The sequence below is a fragment of the Vibrio sp. SCSIO 43097 genome (assembly GCF_023650755.1).
Lineage (GTDB): Bacteria > Pseudomonadota > Gammaproteobacteria > Enterobacterales > Vibrionaceae > Vibrio > Vibrio alginolyticus.
In genome coordinates this window covers 661,237-681,834 of record NZ_CP071840.1, presented here as the reverse complement: position 1 = coordinate 681,834, position 20,598 = coordinate 661,237, and the positions used below count along the sequence as shown (strand labels likewise).

General features: G+C 45.1%; 17 protein-coding genes. 9 read left to right on the top strand and 8 right to left on the bottom strand.

Annotated features, from left to right (window positions below):
• Nucleotides 1-20 precede the first annotated feature (20 nt).
• The 3 genes from J4N40_RS03315 to hrpB form a co-directional block, all read right to left on the bottom strand.
• A complete protein-coding gene (locus tag J4N40_RS03315) occupies nucleotides 21-2,351 on the bottom strand; it encodes a patatin-like phospholipase family protein (protein ID WP_115386276.1) in 2,331 nt (776 codons plus the stop codon).
• A 122-nt stretch (nucleotides 2,352-2,473) separates the two neighbouring features.
• Nucleotides 2,474-4,846: a penicillin-binding protein 1B gene (mrcB, locus tag J4N40_RS03310; protein WP_250654367.1), complete on the bottom strand. Its 2,373-nt coding sequence runs from the start codon at nucleotides 4,844-4,846 to the stop codon at nucleotides 2,474-2,476.
• Nucleotides 4,839-7,307, bottom strand: a complete 2,469-nt coding sequence (hrpB, locus tag J4N40_RS03305; protein ID WP_115386277.1) for an ATP-dependent helicase HrpB — start codon at nucleotides 7,305-7,307, stop codon at nucleotides 4,839-4,841. The genes mrcB and hrpB overlap by 8 nt, the downstream gene beginning before the upstream one ends.
• A gap of 66 nt (nucleotides 7,308-7,373) precedes the next feature.
• Between hrpB and sfsA the strand changes: the two genes are divergently transcribed.
• The 7 genes from sfsA to panC all read left to right on the top strand — a co-directional run bounded on the left by sfsA (nucleotide 7,374) and on the right by panC (nucleotide 13,320).
• A complete protein-coding gene (gene sfsA / locus J4N40_RS03300; protein ID WP_005380023.1) occupies nucleotides 7,374-8,090 on the top strand; it encodes a DNA/RNA nuclease SfsA in 717 nt (238 codons plus the stop codon).
• Between the two features lie 136 nt (nucleotides 8,091-8,226).
• Complete coding sequence (gene dksA / locus J4N40_RS03295; protein ID WP_005386584.1) at nucleotides 8,227-8,673, top strand: RNA polymerase-binding protein DksA; 447 nt, start codon at nucleotides 8,227-8,229, stop codon at nucleotides 8,671-8,673.
• 95 nt (nucleotides 8,674-8,768) lie between these two features.
• On the top strand, nucleotides 8,769-9,632 hold the full coding sequence (gene gluQRS, locus J4N40_RS03290) for a tRNA glutamyl-Q(34) synthetase GluQRS (RefSeq protein WP_104975576.1): 864 nt from the start codon (nucleotides 8,769-8,771) through the stop codon (nucleotides 9,630-9,632).
• Between the two features lie 102 nt (nucleotides 9,633-9,734).
• Nucleotides 9,735-11,102 (top strand): polynucleotide adenylyltransferase PcnB, encoded by a 1,368-nt coding sequence (gene pcnB, locus J4N40_RS03285; RefSeq protein ID WP_005386589.1) that lies wholly within the window; start codon nucleotides 9,735-9,737, stop codon nucleotides 11,100-11,102.
• Nucleotides 11,099-11,584, top strand: a complete 486-nt coding sequence (gene folK, locus J4N40_RS03280; RefSeq protein ID WP_005380007.1) for a 2-amino-4-hydroxy-6-hydroxymethyldihydropteridine diphosphokinase — start codon at nucleotides 11,099-11,101, stop codon at nucleotides 11,582-11,584. The genes pcnB and folK overlap by 4 nt, the downstream gene beginning before the upstream one ends.
• Before the next feature lie 24 nt (nucleotides 11,585-11,608).
• A complete protein-coding gene (panB, locus tag J4N40_RS03275; protein ID WP_115386278.1) occupies nucleotides 11,609-12,403 on the top strand; it encodes a 3-methyl-2-oxobutanoate hydroxymethyltransferase in 795 nt (264 codons plus the stop codon).
• A gap of 11 nt (nucleotides 12,404-12,414) precedes the next feature.
• The gene (panC, locus tag J4N40_RS03270) at nucleotides 12,415-13,320 is read left to right on the top strand and encodes a pantoate--beta-alanine ligase (protein WP_005380005.1); all 906 of its coding nucleotides are present in this window, start codon (nucleotides 12,415-12,417) and stop codon (nucleotides 13,318-13,320) included.
• A 53-nt stretch (nucleotides 13,321-13,373) separates the two neighbouring features.
• Here the strand turns inward: panC and J4N40_RS03265 are convergent, their stop codons facing one another.
• From J4N40_RS03265 to J4N40_RS03250, 4 genes are all read right to left on the bottom strand, one after another.
• Entirely contained in the window at nucleotides 13,374-14,303 is a 930-nt protein-coding gene (locus J4N40_RS03265) for a Kdo(2)-lipid IV(A) acyltransferase (protein ID WP_104975578.1), read from the bottom strand.
• A 127-nt stretch (nucleotides 14,304-14,430) separates the two neighbouring features.
• Nucleotides 14,431-15,201, bottom strand: a complete 771-nt coding sequence (locus tag J4N40_RS03260) for an ABC transporter permease (RefSeq protein ID WP_005386598.1) — start codon at nucleotides 15,199-15,201, stop codon at nucleotides 14,431-14,433.
• Nucleotides 15,202-16,119: an ABC transporter ATP-binding protein gene (locus tag J4N40_RS03255; protein WP_005380000.1), complete on the bottom strand. Its 918-nt coding sequence runs from the start codon at nucleotides 16,117-16,119 to the stop codon at nucleotides 15,202-15,204.
• Between the two features lie 250 nt (nucleotides 16,120-16,369).
• Nucleotides 16,370-18,040 (bottom strand): SulP family inorganic anion transporter, encoded by a 1,671-nt coding sequence (locus J4N40_RS03250; protein ID WP_005379997.1) that lies wholly within the window; start codon nucleotides 18,038-18,040, stop codon nucleotides 16,370-16,372.
• A 281-nt stretch (nucleotides 18,041-18,321) separates the two neighbouring features.
• Here J4N40_RS03250 and can point away from each other — a divergent pair, with 281 nt between their 5' ends.
• Complete coding sequence (can, locus tag J4N40_RS03245) at nucleotides 18,322-18,990, top strand: carbonate dehydratase (RefSeq protein WP_005379996.1); 669 nt, start codon at nucleotides 18,322-18,324, stop codon at nucleotides 18,988-18,990.
• A gap of 75 nt (nucleotides 18,991-19,065) precedes the next feature.
• On the opposite strand, the gene hpt is transcribed toward can, so the two are convergent.
• On the bottom strand, nucleotides 19,066-19,596 hold the full coding sequence (gene hpt / locus J4N40_RS03240) for a hypoxanthine phosphoribosyltransferase (protein WP_005379995.1): 531 nt from the start codon (nucleotides 19,594-19,596) through the stop codon (nucleotides 19,066-19,068).
• Nucleotides 19,597-19,915: 319 nt separating this feature from the next.
• Between hpt and opaR the strand changes: the two genes are divergently transcribed.
• A complete protein-coding gene (gene opaR, locus J4N40_RS03235) occupies nucleotides 19,916-20,530 on the top strand; it encodes a transcriptional regulator OpaR (protein WP_005379994.1) in 615 nt (204 codons plus the stop codon).
• Nucleotides 20,531-20,598 lie beyond the last annotated feature (68 nt).

The following is a 20,598-nucleotide window of genomic DNA, read 5'->3' as shown; positions in this document are numbered from 1 at the left end:
TTTTGCTTTCTCATACCCGATTAATTAAACGATGTTCCTACGATCAAATACACAGCATCCAAATCTTGCTCGGTACGACCGTATGCCAACATTATTGGTCCTATTGGTGAGTCAACACCAAAGAAGATGGAGCCAGCATTGTAAAGCGGCGCTTCGTTTAGTTTCAGATCATTATCAGACCAAACGCCGCCATATTCGACCGATGCGCCCAGGTAGACTGGAGCTTCAAACAATCCGAAATCATTATCAAACCACTTATATCGGTACACCAAACTGCTGAAAAATAAGTTCTGTCCGATCAGGCTATTTCTTGGGATTCCAGATAGGCTTAAAAAGCCGCCCAACTCTCTGGGATCAAGCGGTAAAGATGAGTTTTTACTCTCTACAAAACTATATTCAGCATGTCCGACTAAAGTATGACGCTGATGACTCACTGCACCTTTAAATCGTGCAGAGATTTCATAAACGGTATCTTCAATAATTTTGTCAGTCTCTAAAAGGCTAACGCCCTGAGGACTTTGATCATGAGACACTAAATATTCGAGATCGACTAAAAGTCCACGAGTCGGAAATGCGAAATCATCAAGTGTATCTAGACGATAATTGGCAAACAGGCCACGACGTTCAAAATCCAATTTACCAGCAGAAGCCAAAGTAGAAAGCTCAATATCTCCGGTAGAGTAGCGAGCGCCAAATCGAAGTTCTTGCCACAATGTGGGTTGGATACCTATCGCTAACTCTGTTGTAAAATCATCGTAAGTGACCGGAAAAAAATCATTTACTGACTCTAAATCTGGTGCTTGAGGCTCTGTTAAAGGTAAGTTTCGGCTCTCACTGCCATAGGAAATACGCCCCGATACAAAAAGTTCTTGGCTAGATAAAACAGGAGAATACAACTCAGCTTCAATCAGCTTATCCGTGCCCATTTCTACGTTGAACGCCAACTCCGCGCCATGAGAGTTCAAGTTGGTAAAGTTGGTTGATATCCCTATGCCGTACTGGCTATCTGTATCGAAGTCATCTTCAAGAAAAAATCGGAAGTTGAGATAATTAGGCCCCCACGACTTCTCGTTAACATCAAAAACCAACAATGTCTCACCATCAACCTCTTCAAAGTGATAAGTGATGAGCTCGAACCGATCTAACGCGTAGAGGTTTTCAACGGCTTTCTCAATTTCGGCCGTTGAAATACGACGTCCGGTTTCTAATTCAATACGATTCGTCAACAACACATCGCTGTAGTGCGTGTTATTAACAATCACTATGTCATCAACCACACGCTGATCGCCATAAATCAAAGTTTTACGAACTTCTTGTTTGCGATCGATGTATTTTTGATAGTCCGCATTGGACAAGCGCACCCCTTTCAGCTTGTCTTTTAACTGCTTGGTAATATCGTACCCAGCTTGAAAAGCCCAAGGCATTTTGTCGAACTCGACAGTTTCCATGGTGCCCACATTGGGACGAATATAGATATCTTGAGGTTCAAGCTCGTCCACTTGCTGTTGTGTACTACGACGAACGAGATAGTTAGAGAGTTGGTCCGCGACAGTAAACAGCCCCGTAAATTCATCTTCGGTTTTGTAATCGGTGCTAATATCGACGGCAATAACGACATCAGCCCCCATGGCGCGAGCCACATCGACAGGCATGTTATTGACGACGCCGCCATCAACAAGCATATGGCCATTGAGCTTATAAGGAGGAAGCGCTCCTGGTACAGACATGCTAGCCATCATTGCATCAACAAGGTAACCATTGCCCAGTACGACTTCTTCTAGGGCAAGAATATCTGTCGCAACAGAACGATAGGGAATGGCAAGATCATCAAAAGAATCGAATCGCCCTAAGTTCCCTGTAGTCTCACGCAATACTCGCAACATGTTCTGGCCTTGCACCACACCCGTTGGTGCTCGTACCTCACCGAATCTTAAGCCGAGGTCGGTATTAATTTGATAGCGGTCTTCATACTCTTTGTCACGAACTCGACGTTGGCTACGGTCAACACGATCTCGATAACCGCTGCCCCAATCGACGGTGTAGATAAAACTCTCGATTTCATCAGCACTCATCCCCGTGGCATAAAGCCCACCCACATAGGCGCCCATACTGGTACCAGTCACAATATCGACAGGGATCTGCATTTCTTCCAATGCTTTTAAAACCCCAATATGTGCCGCACCTTTCGCTCCGCCACCAGCGAGCACAACCGCCACCTTTGGTCGAGGTTCCAAGTCATCCGTTTTTGTTAGAGAGTTTGCGAGGGAAACAGAAGGAGTGATCATCAAAAAGGTACTAACCCAAAGCGCAAAGTTGCGAACCGATGGGCTTGATAACAGCTTTTTGAACATTCACTTCTTCCTTTATTGAATATCTGATCAAGTAGGGCGTGCTAGCAGTACTGTACTAACACGCCCTAATATGTACTAAGAATTAATCAGATAAACAAGCTAATGTTGTTGATTTGGCGATGCTACCAATCAAATATGCTATTTAACCAGTTTGATTTCTTCTCACACTGTTGCTTTATCTGACCAGTTTTATCCCAAACCGGCAGTTTGTAATCACTACGGCAGTTCATTTCTAAACCTCCATCTGATGTCGGCTTGAACCCTAATGTGGTGATTTCTCTTGGCCATGGGAGCTCTAAACGCTCAGGAATACGCTGCTTCAAGTACTCTGCGTATACTCGTAATGCACCACTCGACCCCGTTAGATTCACGGGTTTATTATCGTCACGGCCTAGCCAAATTGTCGTCACCTCACGACCATCAACACCGACAAACCAACTATCGCGGTTATCATTACTGGTACCCGTTTTTCCTGCCAATGCAGCCCAACCAAACTGGCTTTGTAAGAAGCGGCCAGTGCCTTGAGCAACCCCTTGTTTCATCGCGTAGGTCGTTAGCCATGCTGCTTGTTCATCCACGGCTCTTGATGAACGAGGCAAGGATTGATACAGCACATTACCTTCCATATCCATGACTGAGCGCAGAGCGGTCAGTTTTGCACGCTTACCTGAATTCGTCAGAGTCTGATACATCTGTGCGACTTCGAATGGCGTCAAAGAAAACGAACCCAAAAACATCGAAGGCACTGGGCGAATTTCGTCTTTGTTCACGCCCAAACGCTCTAAAGTATTGGATACTTCAGGAATGCCAAGTGCCATACCTAAGCGCACGGTTGGTACGTTAAGTGATTTCGCTAAAGCAATGTAAAGTGGCACATCACCACGATATTTTCTATCGTAGTTGCGCGGCGTCCACACGTTACCTTTACTGCTCTTCAGACTTAACGGCGTGTCGTGTAGCGTCGTGCCTAGGTTGTATTTATCCGGTTGTTCTAGAGCCGTTAAGTAAATCGCTGGTTTCACTAAAGAGCCAATTGGACGACTGGCATTGAGCGCGCGGTTAAAGCCTTCATAACCGACACGTTTACCACCAACCATCGCACGGATTTCACCACTATGGCGATCAACGGCCACAGCAGCGGCTTCTAACTCTTTACCACCCCGTTTAGCTAGTTCTGGGATCTTTTTCGCGATAGCTTGTTCCATTTTGCTTTGCGATACTGGGTCCAGAGACGTAAATACGCGCAGTCCGGTCTCTGCCTTAAATCGCTCCCCAACTTTTTCTTTTAATTCAATACTCAATTGTTGGAAATAAGCTGGCTGACGGCTCGCAATACGTGGCTTGCTTTGCGTATCGAGTGGACGACTTACAGCTTGTTCATACTGCTCTGAAGTCAACATGTTTTGCTGCATTAACAGGCGCAGAACGAGATCACGACGCTCTTTCGTTCTCTCAGGGTAACGAATTGGGTTGTAGTAAGACGGTCCTTTTACCATCCCAACTAACATCGCCAGTTGATCGATTCGCAACTCCTGAATTGGCTGCCCAAAATAGTAACGCGACGCCAAGCCAAACCCGTGGATCGCTTCACCTCCACTTTGACCTAGGTACACTTCGTTTAGGTAGGCTTCCAAGATACGATCTTTGCTGTAACGGTAATCCAAAATTAGCGCGATATACGCTTCTCGAACTTTACGCCACAGTGTTTTATCACGAGCCAAAAACAGGTTTTTTGCCAATTGCTGAGTCAGCGTACTACCACCTTGAACAGTACGACCCGCCTTAATGTTCGCAACCAATGCACGTGCAATCGCGAGCGGTGACACCCCGTCATGTTGATAAAAATCCCGGTCTTCGGTCGCAAGCAGTGCATCCACCAAAATTTCAGGGAACTGATCACGACGTAAGAAAAGGCGCTGTTCATCACGGTCTTTCTCCAGCATGCCCAACATCTTCGGTTCTAGGCGCAAGTAACCAAGGTCTCCTCGAGATTCTAAAGACTGAATACGTTGCAAGCCGGAATCAGAGAAATGCAGCATAATGTGACGATCCGGCTCGGGACCATCGGCAAACTCGAATGGACGACGAATCAATTCAATCCGAGTGGATGAAGAGGAATATTCGCCTGGGTAACGAGGTTGACTCACTTTACGGTAATTCAACACATCTAGCTCGTTGCGCAGCTCTTGGATAGTGATATTCTCACCAGGACTTAGATTCAAGATACGGGCATAAACCACTGTTGGCAGCTCAAATAGCTGACCTTCAAAGCGTTCTTTCACCACACTATCTAAGTAAATCCCAACAAACAGCAAAACAGCGGCAAGTGCAACGCCAGCTTTCCAGCTAAACGACCACAGAACTTTCAACCACGAACGTTTCTCGTTAGTCGGCTTTTTACTCGGCGTACGTCGAGTCTGTTTTGCGGTTCCTTTATTGGTTGTACTTTTCTTCGCTGGCGCTTTTTTGGCGCTAGGCTTCTTGCTGTCAGTCATTATTCAATTGTCTTTTTGTTTTCGTTGTTGCTACATGATTGGCAGGATCATCTGGCCAAACGTGTTTTGGGTAGCGCCCTTTCATCTCTTTTTGAACGTCTTTGTAGCTTCCGTTCCAGAAAGCCGCCAAGTCCGACGTTACTTGCAATGGACGTTGTGCCGGTGAAAGCAGTTCAAGCACCAAACGCTTGCGGCTAAGAGCCACCGTTGGGGAACCACTCTCCCCAAATACTTCTTGCATACGCACCGATAATATCGGCTCGTGGCCATATTGGTAACGGATACGCTTCTTTGAACCTGTGGGCAGTTGGTAATGCTCAGGTAACCATTCATCCAGTTGTTGATTGAGTGGCCAACCTAATCGAGCATTAAGCGCTTCGACCAAGTTTATCTTGCTCAGGTCTTTAACCGAGCTGACAGACGTCATGTATGGCTCTAACCACTCCTCTAATGAATCCAGCAAACTGGCTTCATCAAACATTGGCCATGACTGCTCAGGTAACCATTCCACCGCACAACGAATCCGAGCCAACAAGCTCTCCGCTGCCGGTGTCCAGTTTAGACTCTGTAAGCCCTGGCGGCGGACATACGTGAGTAAAGCTTGTGTCATTTTTTCTTTGCCAGGGCTTGGCAACGGCTCGCGTTCAACGACCAGCAGACCGAGTTTTGTTTGTCGCTCAGCTATTAGACGGCCTCTTTTTTCATCCCAGTCCACTACTTCTTCAGACGAAAATAGCGTATCAAAGGTCGTTCGCAATATATTGACATCCAATTCACATGCCGAATGAATTTGACTTGAGTTAGAATGAGAACGCATTAAGTCAACGGCAACCAAATACTCACACCCACCTAGCATGTCTTCCTGACGACATTCTGCACCATGACCATTAGCCAAAGTAAATCGCCCAAATTGATTTGTGCGCTGCTGCGCAATGCGATCTGGAAATGCCAAACTTAACACCAGCGGTAATGCATCTTCATCCACGCCTTTCAGGTCAAATACCGTATCCAATTTGTACGCTAGAGATTGAGCACGCTTGAACAACATCGACTTTTTTGGATGAGTACCAACAAGCCAACGATGCAAGCTATGAGCGATATTGGTAACATTTCTCTCTGGCTCTTCAATCAGTGCGACCGCCGCCAAAGCAGCATTTAACATCTTATCACTGTAAGATTGCGCTTTAATTAGCATCGCAGCCGCACGAGGCTCAACGCCTAGTTCATGCGCCTGTTTTCCTTCGGACGTTAATTGCCCTTTTTCCGTCAGTAGTCCCAATGACACCAATAGCTGCTTCGCTTGTTCCAATGACGCATTAGCGGGAACATCAAGCCACTTTAGATCGTGGATATCACTCGCTCCCCAAAAGGCAAGCTCCATAACTAAACTAGCTAAATCGGAATGCAAAATTTCGGGTTGGGGAACCAGCGGTTGCTGCTTGAACTGGTTTTCAGAATAAAGACGAACACAAATGCCCTCTTCTATTCGTCCCGCTCGTCCTGCACGCTGAATCGCTGAAGACTGTGCAATGCGTGTTTGCTCTAAGCGTGTTAAAGCGTTTTTCAAATCAAAGCGGGCAATACGCTCTAACCCAGAATCAACGACGAGGCGAATGCCTTCAATCGTTAGTGAAGTTTCTGCAATGTTGGTCGCTAGAACGACTTTACGCTTACCTTGTTCTGCTGGCGTAATCGCTTTTTGTTGATCTGCAAAGCTCAGTTGACCATAAAGTGGGCATACGTCGATATCATCCGCTAAATGAGACAACCGCTCTTCAACTTGTTTTATGGCACCAACACCCGGTAGGAAAGCCAACAAAGATCCGGACTCTTTGTTCATAAGACTTTCTATTGTTTTTGCCATACTCGTAGGTAAATGCTCGTTCACACCTAACGGCTGGTAACTCATTGCCACATCAAAGATCCGCCCTTCAGATTCAATGTAACTGGCTTCTGGCAACAGCGATTGTAATGCTTGTTGATCAAGCGTTGCTGACATTACCACCAGCTTGAGATCGTCTCGCAATGCCTCTTGAACTTCTAAACTGAATGCCAAAGCGGTATCGGCATGAATGCTGCGTTCATGAAACTCATCAAAGATCAGTAGATCAACCCCATCCAACTCCGGGTCTGTTTGGATCATCCGAGTCATAATCCCTTCGGTTACGATCTCCAGCTGCGTTGCTGAGCTTACCTTTGCCTCACCACGGACTCGATAACCCACGCGTTGACCTACTTGCTCTCCCAATTGCTCAGCAAGATAACGGGCAATGTTACGCGCCGCGAGTCGTCTTGGCTCAAGCATGATGATTTTTCCATCAACCGAATGATTTAAGAGTAACTGCAAAGGGAAGTAAGTCGACTTACCGGCACCAGGCGCCGCTTTTAAGATCACTTGATGTTGATTTTTGACCGCCGTCAGCAACTCAGGAATCACGGCTTCAATCGGCAATTGTGACAAAGGAAATACCTTATGGTGTAATGGTGGCAACATTGTACATAAAAAATTTTTTGTCTAAATAAGCAAATGCATTTCACACCCGCTTTAGAGTCCGCCACTCTACTCAAACGCTATAAACGCTTTCTTGCCGATATCGAGCTCGATACTGGTGAAATCCGTACAATCCACTGCGCAAATACAGGTGCAATGACGGGTTGTGCAACACCCGGAAACAAAGTTTGGTTTTCTACTTCCGACAACCCGAAACGAAAATACCCCAATAGTTGGGAGTTGAGTGAGACCGAACAAGGCCACCGTATTTGTATCAACACCGCGCGTGCCAATCAATTAGCCGTAGAGGCTATTGAAAATAATGTCATTTCAGAGCTTTATGGTTATGACACACTTCAAACTGAGGTGAAATACGGTAATGAAAATAGCCGAATTGATATCTTGCTCAGCGCAGACGACAAGCCAAAGTGCTATATAGAAGTGAAAAGCGTCACTCTTCTTGATGAGACCGACTCTACTGGACAAGGATACTTCCCAGATGCGGTCACGACTCGGGGACAAAAACACCTGAGAGAGCTCACAGAAATGGCACAAAATGGAAGTAGGGCCATACTTTTATTCACTGTTTTACATTCAGGTATTGAAAAAGTATCCGCGGCGCACCATATAGACGCGAAATATTCACTATTACTCAAACAAGCACAAGACGCTGGAGTGGAAGTTCTCTGCTACAAAGCTGAACTGAGCGATACTGGAATGAAGCTGATTTCCGCTATTGATTTTATCAATTAAGAGAAAAAATGATGTCGTCTTCACATTGACGATAACTTTGCGATTCAGTATTTGCTTGCACCGCCTCTTTTTGCTATAGATACCCGCCTTAAATTGACTGCGTAGCAGTTGACTAGGTGTAAGTAGGAGATGCTGTATGCCAGAATCAAAGAAGAAAACGATAGGCATCCTAGCCATTGCCGGCGTGGAGCCATATCAGGAAAAACCTGGTGAAGAGTACATGTCACCAGAGCAGGTTGAACACTTTACGAAAATCTTAACAGCTTGGCGCGACCAGCTAAGAGCTGAAGTGGATCGTACTGTTCACCACATGCAGGACGAAGCAGCAAACTTCCCAGATCCAGTTGACCGCGCCTCTCAAGAGGAAGAGTTCAGCCTAGAACTGCGTAACCGTGACCGCGAACGCCGTTTGATCAAGAAGATTGAAAAGACTTTGGATAAAATCAAAGAAGACGATTTTGGCTTCTGTGAGTCTTGTGGCGTAGAGATTGGCGTTCGCCGTCTTGAAGCACGTCCAACCGCTGACCTTTGTATTGACTGTAAAACACTTGCAGAAATCAAAGAGAAGCAAATGCAAGGTTAATCACCCAGCATTATGATTGTTGAAGGGAGCTCAGGCTCCCTTTTTGTTTTGGCTATCTTCGCACCCTATTTGTTTACTAAATTCGAGATACACGCATGACACGCTATGTAGGTCGATTCGCCCCATCTCCTTCAGGTCCACTGCATTTTGGTTCACTGATTGCCGCTCTTGGCAGTTATTTTCAAGCGAAAGCACAAAACGGAGCTTGGTTAGTACGTATTGAGGACTTAGACCCACCAAGAGAAATGCCAGGTGCAGCGCAACTTATCCTAGAGGCACTCAAGGCCTATCAGCTGCATTGGGATGGAGAAGTGGTATACCAGAGCGAACGTCACGACCTTTACCAAGCTCAAATAAACAAATGGCTCGAAAATGGAGAAGCCTATTATTGCCAATGTACTCGTAAGCAAATTAAAGAGCATGGCGGTTTTTATCCTGGCACTTGCCGCGATAAAAACTTGAAAGAAGGCGCGATTCGCCTAAAAATGACCAAGCCTGTCGCTCATTTCCTCGACCAAAAGCGGGGAACCATTACTATTCCAGAGCAACTCGTTAATGAAGATTTCATTATTAAACGTCGAGATGGATTATTTGCTTATAATCTTGCGGTAGTATTGGACGACATCGACCAAGGCGTCACAGAAGTCGTGCGAGGTGCAGACTTAATCGAGCCGACAGGGCGTCAAATTAGCCTGTACCAAATACTTGGTCAGCCTGAAGTTAGCTACTTGCATTTACCATTGGCGATGGACAACAACGGCAATAAATTGTCGAAACAAAATCACGCGACGGCTATTGATATAGATACACCAAAACCTACTCTATTGCGCGCCATGACATTTTTAGGTTTCGAGATACCTGAAACCGTAAGGGCGGCCAACATAGAAGATATTCTTCGTTGGGGCTGCGAAAACTGGCGGTTGGAACAGCTTCCAGCAGAGATCGAGATCACACCGTGATTCTCAAATGGCATTGTGTAGGCTATCATTAGCCGCAAATTAGGCCCTAGAGGCGTATAAAACTAACCAAAGCAAGATTGGATTAAACCCAGTTATTGCCAGATGCACATGAATACAAACGACTATACACCAAGCGAACCTGCCACAATTCCAGAGCTCGCTCTCAATGTAATAACTCGTGAAGAGCACAACATTTCGCGTAAGCAGATCAGTGATAATGCGCTGAAGGTACTGTACCGCCTAAATGGTGCTGGTTTCGATGCTTTTCTTGTGGGTGGCGGGGTTCGAGACTTACTGCTTGGACAAAAACCAAAAGATTTTGACATTGCGACCAACGCAACGCCGGAACAGATCAAACAGCTATTTCGTAACTGCCGTTTGATTGGTCGCCGCTTCCGCTTGGCTCATATTATGTTTGGCCGAGACATCATTGAGGTTGCGACATTCCGTGGTCACCACCAAGAGCAAAAGAATAAGAGCATTTCTCAGCAATCAAAAGAGGGTATGCTGCTGCGTGACAACGTCTACGGCACCATCGATGAAGATGCTGAGCGCCGTGATTTCACGATTAACTCGATGTACTACAACATCGCAGATTACTCGATTCACGACTACGCACGTGGTATTGAAGATTTAGAAGATCGCCTAATTCGACTTATTGGTGATCCAGAAACACGCTACCGTGAAGACCCTGTGCGCATGCTGCGTGCGGTTCGTTTCGCGGTAAAACTAGACTTTGATATTGAAGAAGACACCGCAGCGCCAATCGAACACATGGCACCGTTGCTCGGTGACATTCCGTCAGCGCGTCTTTTTGAAGAGTCACTCAAATTATTGCAATCCGGTCATGGCTTAGAAACCTACCACCTACTGCGTGAGTACAACCTATTCCAGCAACTATTCCCGACGATTGCAGCGCACTTTACAGAAGATTACTCCTCTCACACTGAGCAGATGTTGGATCTTGTCCTAGATTCTACCGACATGCGCATCGAAGATGGGAAACGCATCAATCCAGCATTTATGTTTGCTGCAATGCTGTGGTACCCACTGTGTGCGAAAGCCGATGAACTGATGGAAGAGCGCAACTTAGGCCATTACGACGCCATTATGGAAGCGAGCAACATCATTCTTGACGAGCAAGTTCGCACAATTGCCATTCCAAGACGCCACACCGCAACCATTCGCGAGATTTGGCAGTTACAGCTTCGTCTTCCACGACGTAACGGTAAACGCGCATTCCGTCTTATGGAGCTCAATAAATTTAGAGCTGGCTTTGATTTTCTTGAAATGCGCGGTGAAATTGAAGGTGGTGACACTCAGAAGCTTGCCAAGTGGTGGGAAACTTTTCAAAATGCAGGCCGAGAAATGCGTCAAGCAATGGCTGCCGACTTAGACGGTCAATCACCGAAAACAGGCCAGCGCCGCCGTAAAACTTATCGCAAGAAAAAGAGTAAGCCCAAATCATGATTACAGCGTACATTGCGGTAGGCAGTAACTTGGCTGATCCTGTCAGCCAAGCGAAGCAAGCGATTGAAGCATTAAAAACGCTGCCTAAATCAGAGTTTGTTCAAGCTTCTTCGCTATACAGCAGCACGCCAATGGGGCCACAAAACCAACCGGATTACATCAATGCGGTTGTGTCTATTAACACCAGTTTGACGCCTATTGAATTGCTCAATTGCACACAAGCTATAGAGCAAGAACAAGGGCGTGTCCGTAAAGACGAACGCTGGGGACCAAGAACCTTGGACCTCGACATTGTGCTTTATGGCAATGAGGTGATTAATTCCGAGAGGCTGATCGTTCCTCATTATGGAATGAAAGAGCGTGAATTCGTACTCTACCCTCTTGCGGAAATTGCACCAAGTTTACAACTCCCTGATGGGACCGAGGTCTCTAAACTACTGGAACAAGTAGATAGAAACGGCCTCAGTATCTGGCAGTCATAGCCAACTCCTAGTAAGGATAAAACCATGAAAAAAATGACCATCAACGACCTAATCAAGTGGAAGCAAGAAGGTCGTAAATTTGCTACTTCAACCGCTTATGATGCGAGCTTTGCCCAACTGTTTGAAAGCCAAGAAATGCCAGTACTTCTTGTCGGTGATTCTCTAGGTATGGTTTTGCAAGGTCACAACGATACTCTACCAGTAACGGTCGATGATATCGCTTACCATACTCGTTGCGTACGCGCTGGTAGCCCAAATTGTTTGTTGATGGCAGACATGCCATTCATGAGCTACACCACCCCAGAGCAAGCTTGCGAAAATGCGGCTAAACTGATGCGTGCTGGTGCCAATATGGTAAAAATTGAAGGTGGTGACTGGCTTTTCGACACGGTGAAAATGCTCACTGAACGATCAGTTCCAGTTTGTGCTCATCTTGGTTTAACTCCTCAAGCTGTTAATATTTTTGGTGGTTACAAAATCCAAGGTCGCGATCAAGAAAAAGCAGACCGCATGGTAAAAGACGCATTAGCGCTGCAAGAAGCAGGCGCTCAAATCGTCTTACTAGAATGCGTACCAGCTGAGCTTGCTGAACGTATTACGCAAGTGCTTGACGTTCCTGTTATCGGTATTGGTGCAGGTAACGTAACAGATGGTCAAATTCTCGTAATGCATGATATGTTTGGTATTTCTGCCAACTACATGCCGAAATTCTCCAAAAACTTTCTTGCTGAAACAGGTGATATGCGCAAAGCCGTTACTAAATACATTGAAGATGTAGCCAACGGTGTATTCCCAGACGACGCTCATACCATTGCCTAGAGGATAAATGCATGCAAACTTTTGCGGAAATCTCAGCAGTTCGTGAACACCTTAAAACCTTTAAACGTGAAGGTCGTAAAGTGGCGTTTGTCCCTACCATGGGCAACCTTCACGAAGGCCACTTAACTTTAGTGCGTAAAGCACGCGAATACGCTGATATCGTTGTCGTAAGCATCTTTGTTAATCCGATGCAGTTTGATCGTGCAGACGATTTAAATAATTACCCACGCACGCTAGAGGAAGACTTAAGCAAGTTAACCTCTGAAGGGGTCGATGTGGTATTTACGCCAACACCAGAAGTTATCTACCCAGAAGGTCTGGATAAGCAAACCTTCGTCGATGTCCCTGGCCTATCAACAATTCTCGAAGGCGCGTCTCGACCAGGTCATTTCCGTGGCGTGACGACGATTGTGAATAAGCTGTTTAACATCGTACAACCGGATGTCGCGTGCTTCGGCGAGAAGGACTTCCAACAACTTGCTGTTATCCGCAAGATGGTTGATGACCTAGCAATGGACATTGAAATCATCGGTGTACCAACCGTACGTGAAATGGACGGTTTAGCAATGAGTTCACGCAATGGCTTGCTTACGCTGGACGAGCGTCAACGTGCTCCTGTACTTGCTCGTACAATGCGTTGGATCAGTAGTGCCATTCGCGGTGGCCGCGATGACTACGCATCGATCATCGAAGATGCAAGCGACCAACTTCGAGCTGCAGGTCTGCACCCTGATGAGATCTTCATTCGTGATGCTCGTACATTACAAGTGATCACACCAGAAACGACACAAGCTGTCATTCTGATGTCTGCGTTCCTAGGCAAAGCTCGTCTTATCGATAACCAAACGGTAGATATGGTTGTCGAAGCGAAGGAAGAAGCTGAATCTAACAATACAAACTCAGAGAGCGCAGAGTAAGCTCTGAGTCATAAAAGTAAAAAGGTCGACTCTTAGTCGACCTTTTTTATACTCTACGTATAGACGCAATCTAACCCTTCAGGGCGAGTTTTAAACCGCTTGTGCAGCCACATCCACGCTGGAATATCACGTTTTATCATTTTCTCAAGCTCTTGGTTCAAGATGCTTGCCGCTTTAACCGCATTACGTCTCTCGAAACGCTCGCTAATGTCTTTTCCAATGTACAGCGTGTAATGGTGATTTTTACTCACTGTAACGCCAGATATAACCGCGCACTTTGTTGCATCAATGAGAACACTAGACCCGACGGTACTCGCCGCTTGTTCAACAGCAAAAAACGGCGCAAAAACAGAATGGCTAACGCCATAATCATGGTCGGGCAAATACCAAAGTCGATGACCATTCTTCAGAACTTTGAGCATTGATTTCACGTCTTTTCGATCAATCATTTGATGTCCAAAACGAGTTCGACCTCGATGTTGAATAAACTCATAAGCAGGATTCGAATTTGGGCGATAAACGCCATAACCTTGGGCAAACTGGCTAAAAATACGAGCGGTTATCTCCAAGTTTAAATGGTGACTGCACACCACCAACACACCACGTCCATTATTTTCCTCAGCGAGTAAACGATCTTTTCCAACAATAGAGGTTATCCGACGTATCCGCCAATCTGGCCAAAACCAAGCGATACCGGTTTCGATGATCGCCATTCCAGTATATTGAAAGTTTTTTCGTACTACGTCCTTACATTGCCAATCCGTAAAATCAGGGAAACACAGCTGGAGATTACGCAGAGCGATCTTGTGTCGGCGCTTCATTACATGCATCGCAATACAGCCGATGCTTCTACCTAAGATTCGCAATACTACGTATGGCAGTACATTAACAAGAATCGCTAAAGATCCAAATGCCAGCCATACAGACCAATATTTGGGCTTAAGTAACTGATAGGAGAAAGGCGGCGGCGGGACAATATTCATAGGATCACTCATTTATTACAAATGATTGAAACCTACCATGATAAAAACCGAAAAATTGTATGGGTATGTATTGTTATGCACGCGAAAGAGCAGCGTGAATCGCCGCTCTTTGCTTTATGAGAATGGCTTAGCTTCTTAGCCCAATCCCTTTGGTTACTAGATAATGCGCAATGGCATACAGTGCAACAACAAACACTGCAAGTACACTAAATGAAGTGACAATGCCCACATCCGAGACACCTAAAAAGCCGTAGCGGAACGCATTCACCATGTAGACGATTGGGTTGATCTTAGAAACGCCTTGCCAAAATTCAGGCAGCAGACTGATCGAATAAAAGACTCCTCCCAAGTAAGTTAAAGGAGTCAATACAAACGTAGGGATGATCGAAATATCATCAAACGTTTTTGCGTAAACCGCATTGATCAAGCCACCGAGAGCAAATACCACCGACGTCATGAAGACAGTCGCGACAATAATGCCCCAGTGCTCCACTTGCAAATCAACGAACAAAAGTGACACACAAGTAACAATTGCACCGACCAACAAACCTCGAGTCACGCCGCCCATCACATAGCCAGCAATAATCACATAGTTTGGTACCGGTGCCACCAGCAGTTCTTCAATATTCTTCTGTAGCTTTGCACTAAAGAATGACGACGCCACGTTCGAGTATGAGTTAGTGATCACCGACATCATGATCAAACCTGGAACAATGTACTCCATGTAACTAAAGCCGCTCATCTCACCAATTCGAGAGCCAATAAGATTGCCGAAAATGATGAAGTACAACGTCATCGTAATGGCTGGCGGCACTAAGGTTTGCACCCAAATACGTGTAAAACGAGTGACTTCTTTGCTCAGCAAGCTGCGAAATGCCGTCCAATATAAACCGTACATTTAATTACTCCCCTCTCTTACAATGCTGACAAACAACTCTTCAAGTCGGTTGGCTTTGTTACGCATTGAGAGAACTTTAATGCCATGCTCTGTTAACTGACTGAATACCGAATTCAATCCTTGGCTCTTATCTAGTTCTATCTCTAAAGAGCCATCAACAATACTTTGTCGATTAACACCTTCAAGCTCAGGCACCTCGACTTCTGACTCAATATCCAAGATAAATGTCTCGACGCTTAGCTTACCTAGTAACGCCTTCATGGTGGTATTTTCAATCAGCTCACCACGATTAATAATGCCGATATTTCGACACAGCATCTCCGCTTCTTCTAGGTAGTGTGTCGTTAAAATAATCGTAATTCCTTGCTCTTGGTTGATCTCTTTCAGAAACCCCCACATTGAGCGGCGTAGTTCAATATCCACTCCAGCCGTTGGTTCATCTAAAATGAGTAATTGCGGCTCGTGCATCAAAGCTCTTGCGATCATTAAACGACGCTTCATCCCACCGGATAGGTTACGAGCACGCTCTTGGCGTTTTTCCCATAAATCCAATTTTTTCAGGTATTTTTCTGCTCTTTCTTTGGCTAATACTTTAGACACACCGTAATAGCCAGCTTGCTGCATCACAATTTGCTCAACGGTTTCAAACTGGTTGAAGTTGAACTCCTGTGGCACCAAGCCTAAATTCTGCTTGGCCAATTCGAGGTCGGTATCAATGTCATAACCGAAAACTTTCGTCGTTCCGGAGGTTTTATTCACTAAGGAGGAAATGATGCCAATCGTGGTCGATTTTCCTGCACCATTGGGACCCAGAAGCGCGTAGAAGTCACCCTTTTTCACTTGGAGACTTATACCTTTTAACGCCTCAAAGCCACCTGCATACGTCTTGCGCAATTGTTCAATTTCTAATGCGTACATAAGGTCTTGATTGCCGTTTGTTTGTGATTACTAATACCGACTCATATTTAGCAGCGGTTTACTACAAAATCGCCTTGGGTATCGTACTGGAGGTCCATCAGTTTATCGTTGAATAACGATGATTACAAATAAACCTTTCGATAATATTGGAAATATAACCCTTACCTCGTAAAGGTTATCTCTAAGTAAGACAAAATAGAGCATAAAAAAACGCAACAGGAAACTGTTGCGTTTTTAACTGTCAGAATGATTACGCCGTTATGCGCTGATACTGGTCTGCCTCAACATGTGCCACCGCCGCATTCAATGCTTCGTAACGGAATTGGTACATATTTTCATCCGGGACAAGGTCAATCACATGGAATTTCTCTAGCTGTTCTCGTGTTCGCTCATTCGGGCATAATAAATACACGGCACAATTGGCATCGAGAGCATCCTTAATCGCATTCTCTAACGCCAAACCGACGGTTACATCAATCATTGGTACATCCGTAAGATCGAGAATCATCACGTCATAGTCCGAAATACTAGAGTGCTGACGTGAAATGGCTTTAGAAACACTAAAGATCATCGGACCGGAAAGATAAAAGAACAGCACTTTACCATTAGCACGATCCAACAAACCACGCTCGCTGTCAGTCAGCGGCACATCATCTTCATCCGCGTCGCTGATCGCTTTTACTTGTCGCGCCTGCTCTCGGCTCAAACGCTCGATGATGATAATGTTCGAGATAAAGACGCCTAAACCCACCGCAACGATAAGATCAACGAATACTGTAAGCAACATAACGCCATACATCACCGCCATTCCGGAAAAGCTTACCTTATGTGCCCTCTGAATAAAGCTCCAGTCTAGGATGTTAAAGCCAACATACACCGCAATGCCTGCTAACACAGCCATCGGGATTGGCTCTGTTAGCCCACCAGCAACCAGTACAACCAACGCCAACATTAGTGCGCGAATCACACCAGATAATGGCGAACGAGCCCCAACTTGGATATTCGTTACCGTCCCCATGGTAGCTCCCGCCCCCGGCAGCGCACCAAACAAGCCAGAGATCATGTTAGCTAACCCTTGACCTCGCAGCTCTTTATCTGAGTCGTGTTCTTTACGAGTTAATGAGTCACCGATAACCGCCGTTAACAAAGTATCAATACAACCTAACGTGCCGAGCACTAATGCATCAATGACCATCTCGACAAACATATCTGTGTCAATATAAGGGGCGACGAGAGAAGGTAACCCAGCAGGAATTTCACCGATACGACGAATATCTTCTGTATCAAAGAGAATCACAGACAATAAAGTCACCGCGACCAATGCCACGAGCTGTGCAGGAACGTATTTACGATATTGCTTAGGGAAGAAAAAAAGAATCCCCAAAGTCAGTAGTCCCAAAAACAACTCACTGAACTTAAGGTTAGAAATGGTCTCCGGCAAAGCAGATAACGTTCCGAGTACTCCCCCTGAAGGCGCAGCATGCCCCATCAAAGGCGATAACTGCAGAATGATAAGAATCACACCTATGCCAGACATAAACCCAGAAATAACGCTGTAAGGCATCAAGGTAACGTATTTACCCAGTTTTAACGTCCCCAATAGGATTTGGAACGCTCCAGCCATCATGACAACCGTGAAAGTCATAGCCATGCCCGTTTCTGGGTATTTCGCCATCATACTGGTTAATACTGCGGTCATGATTACCGTCATTGGCCCTGTCGGTTCTGATATTAACGTATTAGAACCACCAAATAACGAGGCAAACAAACCGACCATTATTGCCCCCCAAAGGCCGGCCTCAGCACCGGCTCCGGATGCAACACCAAACGCTAACGCCAGAGGGAGAGAGATAATCGCCGTGGTTACCCCGCCAAATACATCCCCTTTGAAATTGATATCTTCAAAACGACTACCGAACACTGCTGATTTTCCCTGCATTCAATTTTAAAAAGTAAAATATCACTACTTTAACGAGCTAGGCGAAAATTTAAACCATAAATAGATTAAGGCTAAATTCACACCACAAATAGTTTCACCAGATTTTACTTTTTTCTTAATGAAAACTAGTCAGATGAGTCCTATCTGACGAATATTTAACGAGATCGAAATTGTAACATTGTGTATAGTTACAACACTGATCGCTTGCATGTGCACACAAACAGCGGCAGCGATTTTGTCTTTTAAGGGAAGTAGTTTGCAAAATGCCGGAAATAAAACAGTTATTTGAAAACAATTCGAAATGGTCTCAAGAGATCAAATCTGATCGACCTGAATACTTCGCAAAACTCGCAGAGGGTCAAAAGCCTGATTTTCTTTGGATTGGCTGCTCTGATAGCCGCGTTCCTGCCGAGCGACTAACCGGACTATACTCAGGTGAACTCTTTGTTCATCGGAATGTTGCAAACCAAGTTATCCATACTGATCTCAACTGTCTATCGGTCGTCCAGTACGCCGTAGACGTGCTTAAGGTGAAACACATCATTGTCTGTGGACACTATGGATGTGGTGGCGTAAACGCAGCCATTGATAACCCTAAGCTAGGTCTTATTAATAATTGGCTGTTACATATCAGAGATATCTATTTCAAACACCGCACTTACCTAGATCAAATGCCGCAACAAGATCGAGCGGATAAACTAGGCGAGCTTAATGTTGCAGAACAAGTGTACAACTTGGGTAACTCAACAATCCTGCAAAACGCTTGGGAGCGTGGGCAAGATGTTGAAATTCATGGTGTGGTATACGGAATTGAAGATGGTCGCTTAGAGTACTTAGGCATTCGTTCTAACTCTAAGGAAACCGTAGAAGCGTCTTACCAGAAAGCTCTTTCGACGATTCTAAATACAGACAACAAGCTGCTTTGTCGCTAAGTCATATCTAAAAGTTGAACAAAAAACGCCCATCTTGATTGGGCGTTTTTTTATTTTTAATGCTGAACTCAATGATTATTCTTGAGGTACAACTTTACCGATGTATGGTAAGTGGCGGTATTTCTGCGCGTAATCAATACCCACCCCAACGACAAATTCATCTGGAATTTCGAAACCAATCCAATCCACAGGAACATTCACTTCACGACGAGATGGCTTATCTAGGAGCGTACAAATAGCGATAGACTTCGGCTCACGTAGCGAAAGAATCTCACGGATTTTATTTAGTGTGTTACCAGTGTCAATGATGTCTTCAACAAGCAGAATGTCTTTACCTTTGATGTCATCATCCAAATCTTTCAAGATACGAACGTCACGTGAGCTTTCCATCGTATTGCCGTAGCTTGACGCAGTCATAAAATCAACTTGGTGAGTCAGTTCGATAGCACGTGCCAAGTCTGCCATAAATACAAATGAGCCTCGCAATAAGCCTACCAACACAAGATCTTCACTACCTTGATAACGCTCTGTAATTTGTTTGCCTAATTCACGAACTCGCTCCTGAACTTCTTGCTCAGAAATCATGACTTCTATTGTATGTTTCATACTGTGCTCAATCTAAATTTGTGGGTTGAGGTAAGTCGCACGCAAACGATCACCTAATCTTACGGCGTGTAGTGTATCACCACGTTCATTGGGTTGAAAGTCGCATCCTGTTGCCAAAAAATCTTGGAAGAAGGTCTTAGTTTTATAAAGTTCATAGCTAAATTTATCAATAATAATGACATTACTGTATATAAATTGTTCTACAGATGTTGACCTTGTGCATATGCACCATTACACTCATCACTGCTTTAAGCAACTATTAAAATAATCAATTAGGGGGTTACCCCCAATATCAACTCAAATGGCAAGGAAAATGGATATGGACTCAATTGCAAAGAGACCTAGAACTAGGCTTTCTCCAATTAAGCGTAAGCAACAGTTAATGGAAATCGCATTGGAAGTATTTGCGCGCCGCGGCATCGGTCGTGGTGGTCACGCAGATATCGCAGAAATTGCTCAAGTTTCTGTGGCGACTGTTTTTAACTACTTCCCTACACGCGAAGACTTGGTGGATGAAGTTCTCAATCACGTCGTACGTCAGTTCTCAAACTTCCTATCTGATAACATAGACCTAGACTTACACGCACGTGAAAACATCGCCAATATTACTAATGCGATGATCGAGCTTGTCAGCCAAGACTGTCACTGGCTAAAAGTATGGTTCGAGTGGAGTGCTTCAACACGTGACGAAGTATGGCCATTGTTTGTTTCAACTAACCGCACTAACCAGCTGCTAGTACAAAACATGTTCATTAAAGCAATTGAACGCGGTGAGGTGTGTGACCAGCACGATTCAGAACACTTGGCAAACCTGTTCCACGGTATTTGTTACTCACTGTTTGTCCAAGCGAACCGCGCTAAAGGTGAAGCGGAACTGAAACATCTAGTGAATTCATACTTAGATATGCTTTGCATTTACAACCGTGAACACTAAAGCTTAACTCGTGATATATGTCAGCCCACCGTTTGGTGGGCTTTTTATTGTCTACTGTCAGATCAGCA

What these genes read in the sequence shown, in the direction of transcription:
- J4N40_RS03315 (WP_115386276.1), bottom strand. Translation starts at nt 2,351, where the DNA reads ATGTTCAAAAAGCTGTTATCAAGCCCATCGGTTCGCAACTTTGCGCTT.
- folK (WP_005380007.1), top strand. Translation starts at nt 11,099, where the DNA reads ATGATTACAGCGTACATTGCGGTAGGCAGTAACTTGGCTGATCCTGTC.
- hpt (WP_005379995.1), bottom strand. Translation starts at nt 19,596, where the DNA reads ATGAAACATACAATAGAAGTCATGATTTCTGAGCAAGAAGTTCAGGAG.
- mrcB (WP_250654367.1), bottom strand. Translation starts at nt 4,846, where the DNA reads ATGACTGACAGCAAGAAGCCTAGCGCCAAAAAAGCGCCAGCGAAGAAA.
- panB (WP_115386278.1), top strand. Translation starts at nt 11,609, where the DNA reads ATGAAAAAAATGACCATCAACGACCTAATCAAGTGGAAGCAAGAAGGT.
- dksA (WP_005386584.1), top strand. Translation starts at nt 8,227, where the DNA reads ATGCCAGAATCAAAGAAGAAAACGATAGGCATCCTAGCCATTGCCGGC.
- J4N40_RS03260 (WP_005386598.1), bottom strand. Translation starts at nt 15,201, where the DNA reads ATGTACGGTTTATATTGGACGGCATTTCGCAGCTTGCTGAGCAAAGAA.
- gluQRS (WP_104975576.1), top strand. Translation starts at nt 8,769, where the DNA reads ATGACACGCTATGTAGGTCGATTCGCCCCATCTCCTTCAGGTCCACTG.
- J4N40_RS03265 (WP_104975578.1), bottom strand. Translation starts at nt 14,303, where the DNA reads ATGAATATTGTCCCGCCGCCGCCTTTCTCCTATCAGTTACTTAAGCCC.
- J4N40_RS03255 (WP_005380000.1), bottom strand. Translation starts at nt 16,119, where the DNA reads ATGTACGCATTAGAAATTGAACAATTGCGCAAGACGTATGCAGGTGGC.
- opaR (WP_005379994.1), top strand. Translation starts at nt 19,916, where the DNA reads ATGGACTCAATTGCAAAGAGACCTAGAACTAGGCTTTCTCCAATTAAG.
- can (WP_005379996.1), top strand. Translation starts at nt 18,322, where the DNA reads ATGCCGGAAATAAAACAGTTATTTGAAAACAATTCGAAATGGTCTCAA.
- sfsA (WP_005380023.1), top strand. Translation starts at nt 7,374, where the DNA reads ATGCATTTCACACCCGCTTTAGAGTCCGCCACTCTACTCAAACGCTAT.
- pcnB (WP_005386589.1), top strand. Translation starts at nt 9,735, where the DNA reads ATGCACATGAATACAAACGACTATACACCAAGCGAACCTGCCACAATT.
- panC (WP_005380005.1), top strand. Translation starts at nt 12,415, where the DNA reads ATGCAAACTTTTGCGGAAATCTCAGCAGTTCGTGAACACCTTAAAACC.